An 11,464-nucleotide genomic window follows, 5' to 3' on the forward strand; every position below is an offset into this window, starting at 1 on the left:
TTGACCAACTTGGGCCGATAGCTACTCCTATTTTATACTGCTAGAGTCATTAAAGAGCGCTAGTTCATCTCCTAGTGCTCATTTCCACGGAATGCCGCTGCGCGTATTGCTCGGTGAAGGCGATGCAGACATTGTGAACTCTACCTTCTCAACATTACGTCCAGAGCAAGTGTTTCTTATTGGGGCAAGGGAATTTGACTTATCTGAAAGAAGATTCATTCAGCAAAAAGAACTATCTGTCGTTTCTGCGAAAGCAATAAACGACGGAGATTTTGATGGGTTGTACTCAATGATAGGCAAGACTGGTTCTAATAAACTCTATATCCATCTTGATTTAGATGTGATTGAGCCTGAAGAATTTCCTCATGTTGCTTGCCCAACTTCAGGTGGAATACAGATAGACAAGCTCAGAGATTTATTAGTTAGCTTAAGAAGCAACTTTGATATAGTTGGCTGTAGTGTACTGGAATTTTTGCCGTCTGACTCTAAAGACTTAGCCGCATTAGAAATCATCAAGTTACTTGATAGCGCTAATCTACCGCTTTTTACAGTCGTATAAACCATTGAAATGCGGCAGACAGGAAAACTACCGCTAAGGCTCAGCTCTGGGTTACCTGCCGCCGCTGATTGCAACCGTTATGTCGCTGACTCTTGGATGAGACAGCACCCTATAAGTTATTTGTGGTTTGTGAGTGCTCGGAAACCAGACAGTATTTGCCTTGCACTATACTTATTGAAGTCTACAGGTTTTTGTTGCGATGCCTATAAGTCAGCAAACCTTTCTAAAAGTACCTTTTGTATGGGAAGAGTCGGAGGCGTTAATTAAAGTTTCGTCTCAGTTGGCCTTTGAACCAGTCAAATCAATAGACGATCAATTAATTGAAATTGTTAGGCGGGTAATGGCTGAATCAGTCGATGCGAGTGATCGCCGCAGGTCATCAGAGCATGATCCTCGTAAAGCGACTGAGACGTTTTTGAATTCAGCAAGAGAAGACTTCGCGTATCAAGATGAATGGTGGCAGTTTGGGATAAACGGAAAAGGGGAAATTGTAGGGTTTGTACTTCCGGTCATCTTTCCAGGATGTACCAAAGAGGGTTTAGAGGAAGGAACGATCTACTATATGGGAGTTTTGCCAAAGTATCGAGGGCTTGGTTTGGCGAATGAGCTTCTATCTAAAGGAACACAGATTTTACAGGAAGTCGGAGTCTGGCGAGTGTTTTGTGACACAGCGATGGATAATGCAAGAATGATTGCGGCGTTCAAGCGGGTTGGCTATCGGCAGTACGGTGAACCTTTGGAACGCCCAGTTTGATTACTGTAGTTCACGCGGCATAACATAGTCCCTGAGGCAGACTCAAGAAAGAGATCGGCTGAGTCGTTAGTTTTTGGGTTGCTGCTGATTGACAAAGTTAATTGACTCGATACTCAATGATAAGCTTGATTTAATCAATTCTATAGTTGACAGTATGTGATGAGTGAAGTGGCTTGGACGCTAACAATTGAAACGGAGCGTCTTATCCTTCGACCGCAAAAGTCCAGCGATTATAAAGCTTGGTATGACGGTTTCTCAAGTCGTTTGCCACAACAATCTAAGTATGATGAAGGGCCGGTTAGCTTAAAGGGCTGTGACCCTGCTTGGTTTTCAAATTTATGCGATCGCCATCAAGAACAAGCATTGAGTGATTCCGCTTACATTTTTGGAGTTTTCTTAAAACAAACTGCTCAACATCTTGGTCACGTTGATTTATCGACTATTTCTCGTGAAGAAAAGCAGTGGGCGAATTTAGGCTATGGCATCCATAACCAGCATTGGAGGCAAGGGTTTGGCAGCGAAGCGGTGAAAGCAGCATTGATTGCTGGGTTCGAGGATCTTGGGTATCATCGCATTGAAGCGGCTATTAATCTTGATAATTACCCTTCCATTGCGCTTGCCCAAAGTGTTAGTTTGCAGAAAGAGTGTGTTCGACGGGGCTTTTACTACGAAAATGAGCAGTGGGTGGATCATATAATCTATGTTGCGCTTCCGTCTGATCTAGGTCTAGCCGAAAAGCCACCTGCGATTGCTGTATAACAATGCCCACGCACACCAAACCTCTCAAGAATCCATTGAATGAAATTTTTGTTGAACACGCATGTACAATCCTATTAATCTCCAAACATCACGATTAAGATTGCGCCCTTTTGTGATGCTGGATGCAAGTGCAGTATTTCGCTATACATCCGATGCTGAGTTCTCAAAGTACCTCGATTATGATGCTCCGAGCAGTGAGGCCGATGCGATTGGTTTCCTACGCATGGTGCTAGCTGGAGAGATGGGAACAAATCTTTGGGCGATTGCCCTTACAAATCAGCCAGAAGTTATTGGTGCTATTCAGTTCAATATTGAGTCTTCCGAAATTGCTAGCCTGCACTATGAAATTGCACGTTGGCTTTGGGGACAGGGACTAGCCAGTGAAGCAGTATCAGCAGTGCTAGATTGGGCCAAAGTAGCATACCCTAAGATTATTGAAATTCATGCGGATGCTCATATCGCAAATGCAGCTTCACGAAGGGTGCTGGAAAAATTTGGCTTCAAGTTAATAAGCATAGAAGACGATTCAGCTTACTACATGCAAAGTGTTTCGTGGTCTAATAATCCTGATGTAACGGACTAATGGAAACATATCGGCGTTCTCAAAGGCTACTGTTAGTCGCTGAGCAGGAATGTTGGCCCGCTTGAATTGTTGATTGTCACAGTAGCTGAGAGGGTATTGGTTAGTGTTCAAATTCAGAGCATTGTGGAGTTACCGATTCGCTTTAAAGTAATTCGCTAGTCTTTCTCGTTAAGTCGATTTAATTGCAGAATGATTTATGTTAGTGCTTAGCCAAGCCACCATCCATCAGCTATCTACACTCCTTGAACAATCTGAATGTTCTGAAATTGTTGGATTTCTACTGCCTGAAAGTGAGGCGATCGCGCCACGGTTTTTATTGGAGTTTGTAGTAAATCAGTTAAGCCAAGATCCTGAAAATAGCTTTTGGTGGTCTCCTCGATTAATTGTGGTAGATCAATTGATTGTCGGGATGTGTGGCTTCAAAAGTCCACCAGACACTGCTGGTTCCGTTGAAATTGGATATGGAATTGTGCCTTCCCAGCAGAGACGTGGGTTTGCAACTCAGGCTGTTGGTTTGCTAGTTAAGGAAGGGTTTTCAAAAAGTGAGGTTCAAACGATTGTAGCTTATACGACTCCTTCTAATGCAGCATCTTGGAGAGTTCTAGAAAAGAACAAATTTGTGAGAGTTAGAAGCAAAATTGATCCAGATGATGGCGAAGTCTGGAGTTGGCGAAAACCCCGGTAAATCTACGTGACCAAGTAGCGATCTCAGGCTAACAACTGTGTTGCAGCGGAATGTAGTGCCCTTCGTTGGGTTCAAATGGGTGTCTGTGTCCGATGGGTTCATATTAACAACATAGAGCACTCAACGCAGATGCTGCAACCGTTCTGAAACTTTATTTTGAGTCCCAAAACGCTCTTTGCCGTGAGTAAATTGAGAACGATCTCCTAACTCCTGACCCCTGCGCCACAAATGCATGCCTAACCGTAATTGGTCGGTCTCCCAAATTTCTAAAGCTTGTCTCACATTATGGTTATAGTTCACTAACGCTTCTACAAGAGAGAGTGCATTTGCTGCCCCCTTAGAAACGCCTGCTGCTGTATGGGGACGAGGAATAAATGCAGCATCCCCCACCAGCGCCACTCGGCCAAAGGCCATCTGCGGTATGCCTAGATCTCGAATGGTCTGCACAAAGGGTTCCCGAGTCGCTTGCACCAACGTCTGAAATGGAGGTGCTAACATCTGACTGGCGTAGTCTCGCATCTGTTGCTCAATGGCTAGAGCCATAAGTCCTGGTGGCACTGAGGCATCACGCTGTCGTCCTGTCTTATCAGTCAGCAACTCAGGCAGCTCTGTCACCTCATCGTAGTTGACGTACCAGACCCAGTTAAAGCGTCGCTGGCCCGGTACCAGGGACTCGTCTTCCCCAGGAATCACATATTGCAAAATGTGAGAGTTGGGAAACTGTTGAAACGCAAATCGCTTAGTCAGTAGAGCTGCTGTTTCTTGGGGTAGGTCAGGTTCATTGACTAATCCGCGATAGGCGATATAACCCGCATAGATAGGCTGGTAGCTCGGCAAAAGCTGTTGCCGTACAGTGGAATCCGCCCCATCTGCACCAATCAACAGATCGGCAGTGGCCTGTGTCCCATCGGTAAAGGTGGCTGTCACCTGGTCATCGGTTTGTTCAAACTTTGCAAGTGTTTTATCCGAATGATAGTGATTATTTGGAAAGTGCCGCCGCATGATGCCGTACAGTAGATTCCACGACGTCAGAGTTTGTCGCATTGCCATCCGCTGAGCAATGCTACCGTCAGGCTTCAGATAAAGTCGCTCATTAGCAACCACACCCAAAGGTGCTTCATAGGTGACATTAGCCTGATGAAACGCTGCAACAATTTCTGGCTGGAGTACAATTCCCCCACCTCGGCTGCTAAGGTTGTGGGGCGATCGCTCGTAAATGTCTACCTGCCAGCCAATAGAGTGCAACAGAATGCCGGTAAAGAGTCCGGCCAGAGAGCCCCCGATGACGATGGCCTTTGCTTGATAGACGTGTTCTTTTGTTTGAGTCATCATCTCCTCCTTGGATTATGAGATCGCGGACTGAGTATTAACCTGTGAGAGTTTTATTAGGGCTCTCATCTCTAAGCATTCGTGCCACCATCAACTGTCAACGCTGCACCAGTAATATAGGCGGCTGCTTCTGAGGCGAGAAATGCGACGAGGGCCGCAACTTCTTTAGGGTGTCCGTAGCGTCCTAGGGCGGTGTACGGTAGGATCTGCTCTGCAAATTCACCTTTAGCTGGATTGAGGTCTGTATCGATAGGGCCAGGCTGGACGGTGTTCACGGTGATTTTTCGAGGGCCTAAGTCTCTTGACCAGGCGCGAGTAAAGCCAGCGATCGCAAACTTACTCATGGTGTATAGCCCAATGCCTGGCAGTGGCATGCGCTCACCAAAGATACTGCCGATGTTGATGATTCTGCCCCCTTCACCCATACGCTTGATGGCTTCACGAGCAGCAAGAAACACTCCACGAATATTCAAATTGACAATCTTTTCGAAATCTTCTGTTGTAGAGTCGTCTAAGGTGCCCAATGGGAAAAATCCAGCATTGTTGACTAGAATATCGAGCTGACCACCGAACACTCGATCCGCTTCGGCAAAGAGGATTCCCACACCTTCAACGGTGGACATGTCTGCTTGAACTATCGTTGCGTGTCCACCCTGAGCTTGAATGTCTGCTAACACATCTTGGGCTGCAGCAGCAGAGCAACCATAGTTAATGATGACATGGGCACCTTCTGCCGCCAATTGTTTGGCAATCGCTGCACCAATACCTTTGGAGGAGCCTGTAACAATGGCTGTCTTACCGTGTAGAGTCTTCATGATTTTTCTCCTGGGTTGTTGTGAATACGTTATTGACGTCATCTCTGTGACGACAATTCCACCCTAACTCCATTCGATATAGATGTTAATATGGCTTTTGAGATAAGCACTTTTGCGTTTTTTGCAAAAATGAAGCAATCATGGATCAGTTCTCAGCCATGCGATCGTTTACCAAAGTGGTAGAAACCAATGGGTTTTCAGAAGCCGCGCGCCAACTGGGAGTGGCCGTTTCTTCGGTCACCCGCCAGGTCAATTCTCTGGAAGCGATGCTGCATACCCAGTTACTTAACCGCTCCACACGTAGTGTCACCCTCACTCCCCAGGGTCGGCGTTATTACGACAAGGTGGTGCAAATCCTTCAGGATGTTGAGGCTGCCAATCTCTCGGTCACTGAACAAGATGAGATTCCCCGAGGGCTGTTGCGGATTAGTCTACCTGTTGCCTTTGGAAGACTCCATATTGCACCACTTCTAGGAGAATTCTTGACCCAATACCCAGAGATGCAATTAAATTTGGCCTTTAGTGACTCTCTAGCCAATCCAGTTGAAGAAGGTCTAGACGTCGTGATTCGCATTGGTAACCTCGATCGTTCGGGATCAACTTGGATTGTTCGTAAACTAGCCTCTCATGAGCGTAAAGTCTGTGGCAGTCCGGCCTATTTTCAACAGTATGGTAAACCCACTCATCCAGATGATTTGGTGCATCATAACTGCTTGTGTTTCCGCTACTCCATAGGAGCAGATATTTGGCGATTTAAACGAGAGCAAGAAGTCTGTGAAGTAAAAGTTAGAGGGGCAATTGTTGCCAATAACTCTGAAGTATTGCGACAAGCTTGTTTAGACGGTGTTGGTTTAATTTTGATGCCAACCTGGTTAATCGGAGCAGATCTTTATGCAAATCGATTAGAGGCTGTATTGGAGGACTATCTGTTTCATCCACATTTGGATTTAGATACAGGAATTTATGCTCTCTATCTACCCAATCGTCAGCATTCTCTAAGAGTTCAAACATTTATTGATTTTTTGATGCAACGACTTACCTCAACCCTTGTATAAGAGGCAAGTGTCGGGTAGCTGAGCCTAAGTGTGAGGAGACTTTTACCTCAATGGTTCATGCCCATGCCGGGCGTGTACAATTTAATCGGACTACTTGGTAGTTATGCAGAAATGCTGATCATTGTTTCTCATTGATTGATTTGTTCCAGTTTACAAGAATCAGTTTTCTCCAGTAACAGATAATATCATAGACGTAAGGCCCAATTGCACAAGCTTAAAAATCAAAGATAGTCGGGGCATGTCATCAAAGTTCACGTTCTCTAAATGCATATCTCCGTGCCAGAATCCATTGGGTAATTCAATCTCTTTTCCTTCTTGCCAAACTTGATCTCGTATGGGTTGTGCTATCAGTCTATTTTCTTCAAGTTCTGTTCGATGTTCAGCCGCTGAAGGGAAAAGTTAGACAGCTCAGTAAACTCATATATACCTTGCTAGTATCCGTTCTTCGAATAGCCAGGCTAAGCTACGCTGGCAGGCTTTGAGATGAGTGCTCGGGCTCTGACAAAAAGTCGGAGAAATCCTTCGTTAACGTCCAACGAAAATTGGAGTAGACATAGAAAAAGAGTCCCAGCGTGACGCCGATGAGGGTGTATTCAGGGCGGGGCAAAAACGTCGAGACGATAGTCACACTAATACAAACGACTGTGTTGATTACGATAATCTTTCGAGCTGTCGGAAACGCCAGGTAATAGCTGATCTGTTTTCCCAGATAAAACAGCGTCATGCCAGAAATCGCTAGCATTCTAAAATCTCCCATCGCCAAATCATTCAAAATGGCGTGTCGAATCAGGTTAGATAGGAGCCCCATGCCCAGCAAAAACAGCAAATGAGAATATAGCAAGGGAAAACCATATCGGATATTCTTAGCTCGCTCCAAAAGCGGAAAACCGTCAAAATAGATCCACCAAATGGCTCCAATCATCAAGAAGCCAGTGAGCGCCGCTACGATATCGAGCTGTGTCCAATCTAGTCCACTGAGACTCCCTACTAGGCTAATCACCGATTCGCCCAGCAAAATAATTGAAAGTAGCCCAACCCGCTCGACTAAATGTTCTCGATGGCAAGGGATTAATTCTCTGTCGCTACTCAAACGAACTGTGGCTATCATTTCTAACCCAATACCTATTAAGAAGATAATGGGGCGTAAAGGATTATCAAACAGAACAGACAATAGGGCGATCGCAGCTCCTCCTAAAATCGTGAACCCCATAGTTTGAGAATAGGGTTGGGTCTGGGGAAAGCGCTGCCCAGTGACAAAGTACATCCCTGCCAATACCGCGCGAATCACGATGTAATAGGCAATAAAGCGTACCGCAGATGCCAACAATCCGGCTCCTAAAAAAGCCGATAGCGTCGTCATCAAAAACATGATCACCAGGCTAGCCACCCGATGGGTACGACTGTCGGTATCGAACCGATTGGCATACAGCGTGTGACTGGCCCAGATCCACCACACCGGAATGAATTCGGTAAAGTACAATAGCACTTGCTTACCTTCCAAGTGACCATCATGGACGTGGGCCAGGTGATGGGTAATCACGCTAATGCTGGCGACAAACACCAAATCAAAGAAGAGTTCAAGCCAGGTAGCGTGGCGATCTGCAGCGTAATATTTGAACGCGGGTGACATGAGGCGTCTCCAAACAAGTGACGAATTTATGAGCCTTCGTGGGGCAAGCGGGGCGTGACCCACGCTACAGCATACCGACTCTTATGCGTGACAGAACGCTAGGTTGTTGCCATGGCTAACTCTTCAATTTGGGCTTTGAATACAGCCGTTGGTTGAGCACCCGATATCAAGTACTGCTCGTTAAAGATGACAGCCGGGACAGCCTGAACGCCACGGCTCATCCATGCGGCTTCGATAGATTTGACATCCTTAGCATACTGGGCACTATCAAGGACTGCTCTGGCTTTATGGCTGTCCAGACCAATTTGAGTGGTGGCTGCAAGTAGCACCTCAGTATCATCAACGGCTTGTTGCTCACTGAAATAGGCCGCAAATAATTTCAGATGTAAATCGGTTTGCTTGTCATATTTTTTAGCCCAATGGAGCAACTGATGCGCTTTGAACGTGTTGTACATGCGCATCTCGTCATAGTAGTTGAACGTAAACCCCAACTCTGCTCCCATATCGGTCAGGCGCTGACGGGCGGCAATACTGCCCTCCAAGGTAGTGCCATATTTCTTAGCCAGATGCTCACGCAGGTTTTCGCCATCCTGGGGCATTGCCGGATTCAACTCAAAGGGATGCCAGTGCAGCTCGAAGGTCACAGTATCCTCGACCATCTGCATAGCTTTTTCCAGTCGTTTATAGCCGATGATGCACCAGGGACAAACGATATCCGAAATGAAATCAATTTTGACGGTGGTTTTCATGATTCTAAGCCTCAATTTGCCGTTAATATTGGCGAGATTAGAGGAGTTCTGAAGGGATTTCTAAGCAACATTGAAATTCTGATTGAGATGTGCTTCAAACCGAATAAAATCATTCTCAATATCCGGATTTTTCATCACATCAAAACAGACAAATGTCGGTAGCGTCTCCATGCCAAAAAACTTAAAGTTGAGGTGCATCGGCCAGAACAAATCATCGATGGTTTTACCTTCAAAAAACCACTGATTTGGATCGCCAAAGGCGGCTTTTGGTGCGTTAAAGGTCAGCGACAGCATGTACTTTTTGTTTACTAACGTACCGCCGGTGCCGTATTGCTTGCGGGGATCTTGGCGGGTTCTACCGTCACCTGCGCAAAGACGACCATCCATGCCGGCAGAGTACACGTAGTCCATGTAGCGCTTAAAGCTCCAGGGGACCTCCATCCAGTTCACCGGGGTTTGCAGAATGATGGCATCAGCCCACTGGTGTTTAGCAATTTCTGCGTCCACATCGTAGTCATCTTTCATCGTGGTGATTTTGATGTCGTAGCCCTTTGCCGTCAAATTATTTTGGGCTTTTTCGACGAGGGCGGAATTGAGTTTACCAGGGGAAAAGGGATATTCTTCGTGAGCATTGATGATGAAAATGTTTGGCATGGTTGAAATGTCCTTAATTGCATCAAGGGCTGAATTACGTCTTAAAAACGAGCCGCATTCTCAGTCTCAGACTTGGCTTCATCACCTTTGCCAAAGAAGGCTGGAAATGGCTTAGGAATGGTTACAGCCTTTTGGGTGGCAGGTCGAGCATCAATGCGATCGCACCAAGCCTTAAAGTTATCTAGCCCTTCAATCGAAACCTTGGCCCAGGGATAAGACCGCGCCCAGGGATAGGTAGCCATATCGACAATGGTGAAGTCATCGCCCAACAAATAGGCTTTGCCCGCCAGTTGTTTATCCAGCACCTCCAGTAGTCGACGCGATTCGGTCACATAGCGATCGATAGCATAGTCATCCTGAATGCCTTTGGGAGCCGCAATGCGTTGAAAGTACATGGCCTGACCCATCATGGGACCAATCCCCGCCATCTGAAACATCAGCCATTGCAACGCTTCAGACCGGGCTTTTTCACCTTGAGGGAGAAACTTCTGGTACTTTTCGGCCAGATACCAGAGAATCGCCCCAGACTCAAAAACTGCAAAATTATCGTTGCCGCGATCGACAATCGTGGGAATGCGACCATTGGGATTGAGCTTCATATACCATTCAGACTTTTGCTCTTTTTTCCCAAAGTCAATATAGGTCAGTTCGTACTCAACCTCAGCTTCTTCGAGAAAGATAACGGGCTTCCAACCATTCATGGTGGAAGCAGTATAGAGATGAATATCGGGAGATGCCATAACGATGCCTGACGATGAAAGAATTGCAAATCGAACACAGGAGATGGATCGTGCCAGTGCCCATCTCGCAATCTGGCCAGTGATGGCGCAGCAACATGTCCTAAGATAATTAGGCTAGTAACCCGAGTCAACCAGTATACTTTTAGTAACCACTCTCTCTCATGGGCACCATCACCAACATCAGCACCGACAGCAATGGTCGTAAGGTCGTAGCCGAGCCTTGTTTAGAACCTTGCCCCATTGAGCGTGGCATGCGTTTGTTGGGGGGCAAATGGAAAGGTTCAATTCTTTGGCACCTTAAAGATGGTCCGGTGCGCTTCAACGATCTGGCCCGTCAAATGGGTGGGGCCAGTAAGAAAATGGTGAGCCAGCGCCTGCAAGAAATGGAAGAAGTCGGTTTGGTAAAGCGGGAAGTGATCAGCGATCGCCCCATTGCGGTTGCCTACGAAATCACCGAATTTGGCAAATCTGCCTTAGACTTTTTGGAAACTCTCAAAGACTGGGTAGAACACCATCAGGTTTAGCCTATTGCCATTGTTGGCATTGCTGAAATGAGGGAGGAGTGGCTTTACATGAGCCAGGCTGAACATAATTTAAATGCAATAGGCGATCGAAAGCCATTGGTACCGAATTGTTGCATGTTTGTCGCCGCTGAGTTGGATTTTAGTCAAGTATGACAATGATTGAAATTAAACACCCACAAGAGCAGGCGCGTTTACGCCGCCTTGCCCTGGCTGCACAAGGTTTGTTGCAGACTCAACCCTATGGACGTGGTTTGGCGGGGGCACGCAAAGCCATTAACCACCTCGGGTATGTACAGATCGACACTATATCGGTGGTAGAACGAGCACACCATCATGTCTTCTACTCTAGAGTGCCGAAATTTAAGCCCGCCATGACCAATCAAATGTTGCTCAATGGCGACATTTTTGAGTATTGGGCCCACGCGGCAGCTTTTCTCCCCATTACCGATTTTCGCTTCTCCTTACCCTACAAACACGCCATTAAAAGCGGCCAAACCCATTGGTATAGAAACCGTGATACAAAGCTCATGGGAGAGCTGTTGGCCCGCATCCGTTCAGATGGCCCGATACGAGCCCGAGATATCGAAACGAACACCACAAAACGTGCAGGTTGGTGGGACTGGAAGCC

General features: G+C 46.5%; 14 protein-coding genes. 8 read left to right on the plus strand and 6 right to left on the minus strand.

Annotated elements, in window-relative coordinates; genetic code table 11:
- Positions 1 to 37: 37 nt before the first annotated feature.
- From N836_RS62755 to N836_RS62775, 5 genes are all read left to right on the plus strand, one after another.
- A complete protein-coding gene (locus tag N836_RS62755) occupies positions 38 to 559 on the plus strand; it encodes an arginase family protein (RefSeq protein WP_268744324.1) in 522 nt (173 codons plus the stop codon).
- A 199-nt stretch (positions 560 to 758) separates the two neighbouring features.
- Positions 759 to 1,313, plus strand: a complete 555-nt coding sequence (locus N836_RS62760; protein ID WP_023075052.1) for a GNAT family N-acetyltransferase — start codon at positions 759 to 761, stop codon at positions 1,311 to 1,313.
- 159 nt (positions 1,314 to 1,472) lie between these two features.
- Complete coding sequence (locus tag N836_RS62765; protein WP_023075053.1) at positions 1,473 to 2,072, plus strand: GNAT family N-acetyltransferase; 600 nt, start codon at positions 1,473 to 1,475, stop codon at positions 2,070 to 2,072.
- 61 nt (positions 2,073 to 2,133) lie between these two features.
- Positions 2,134 to 2,655, plus strand: coding sequence for a GNAT family N-acetyltransferase (locus N836_RS62770; RefSeq protein ID WP_023075054.1), 522 nt, complete (start codon positions 2,134 to 2,136; stop codon positions 2,653 to 2,655).
- A gap of 196 nt (positions 2,656 to 2,851) precedes the next feature.
- Positions 2,852 to 3,340 carry a GNAT family N-acetyltransferase gene (locus tag N836_RS62775; RefSeq protein WP_023075055.1) on the plus strand — a complete coding sequence of 163 codons (489 nt, stop codon included), beginning with the start codon at positions 2,852 to 2,854 and terminating at the stop codon, positions 3,338 to 3,340.
- A gap of 120 nt (positions 3,341 to 3,460) precedes the next feature.
- Here the strand turns inward: N836_RS62775 and N836_RS62780 are convergent, their stop codons facing one another.
- Both N836_RS62780 and N836_RS62785 read right to left on the minus strand, forming a co-directional pair.
- A complete protein-coding gene (locus N836_RS62780) occupies positions 3,461 to 4,672 on the minus strand; it encodes an FAD binding domain-containing protein (protein WP_235071145.1) in 1,212 nt (403 codons plus the stop codon).
- A 68-nt stretch (positions 4,673 to 4,740) separates the two neighbouring features.
- Positions 4,741 to 5,484, minus strand: coding sequence for an SDR family NAD(P)-dependent oxidoreductase (locus tag N836_RS62785; protein ID WP_023075057.1), 744 nt, complete (start codon positions 5,482 to 5,484; stop codon positions 4,741 to 4,743).
- A 140-nt stretch (positions 5,485 to 5,624) separates the two neighbouring features.
- Here N836_RS62785 and N836_RS62790 point away from each other — a divergent pair, with 140 nt between their 5' ends.
- On the plus strand, positions 5,625 to 6,539 hold the full coding sequence (locus N836_RS62790) for a LysR family transcriptional regulator (protein WP_023075058.1): 915 nt from the start codon (positions 5,625 to 5,627) through the stop codon (positions 6,537 to 6,539).
- Between the two features lie 463 nt (positions 6,540 to 7,002).
- Here N836_RS62790 and N836_RS62795 read toward each other — a convergent pair whose 3' ends face one another.
- The 4 genes from N836_RS62795 to N836_RS62810 all read right to left on the minus strand — a co-directional run bounded on the left by N836_RS62795 (position 7,003) and on the right by N836_RS62810 (position 10,312).
- Complete coding sequence (locus tag N836_RS62795) at positions 7,003 to 8,169, minus strand: low temperature requirement protein A (protein WP_023075059.1); 1,167 nt, start codon at positions 8,167 to 8,169, stop codon at positions 7,003 to 7,005.
- Between the two features lie 98 nt (positions 8,170 to 8,267).
- On the minus strand, positions 8,268 to 8,918 hold the full coding sequence (locus N836_RS62800; protein ID WP_023075060.1) for a DsbA family oxidoreductase: 651 nt from the start codon (positions 8,916 to 8,918) through the stop codon (positions 8,268 to 8,270).
- A 60-nt stretch (positions 8,919 to 8,978) separates the two neighbouring features.
- On the minus strand, positions 8,979 to 9,572 hold the full coding sequence (locus N836_RS62805) for an NAD(P)H-dependent oxidoreductase (protein WP_023075061.1): 594 nt from the start codon (positions 9,570 to 9,572) through the stop codon (positions 8,979 to 8,981).
- A gap of 41 nt (positions 9,573 to 9,613) precedes the next feature.
- Positions 9,614 to 10,312, minus strand: a complete 699-nt coding sequence (locus N836_RS62810) for a glutathione S-transferase family protein (RefSeq protein ID WP_023075062.1) — start codon at positions 10,310 to 10,312, stop codon at positions 9,614 to 9,616.
- A 161-nt stretch (positions 10,313 to 10,473) separates the two neighbouring features.
- On the opposite strand from N836_RS62810, the gene N836_RS62815 reads away from it, so the two are divergent.
- The gene (locus N836_RS62815; protein WP_023075063.1) at positions 10,474 to 10,836 is read left to right on the plus strand and encodes a winged helix-turn-helix transcriptional regulator; all 363 of its coding nucleotides are present in this window, start codon (positions 10,474 to 10,476) and stop codon (positions 10,834 to 10,836) included.
- Between the two features lie 149 nt (positions 10,837 to 10,985).
- Positions 10,986 to 11,464, plus strand: a 479-nt coding sequence (locus N836_RS62820) for a DNA glycosylase AlkZ-like family protein (protein ID WP_235071146.1), incomplete at its 3' end; no start/stop codon positions are given.

This window comes from Leptolyngbya sp. Heron Island J, from assembly GCF_000482245.1.
Taxonomy (GTDB): Bacteria; Cyanobacteriota; Cyanobacteriia; order Phormidesmidales; family Phormidesmidaceae; genus Leptothoe.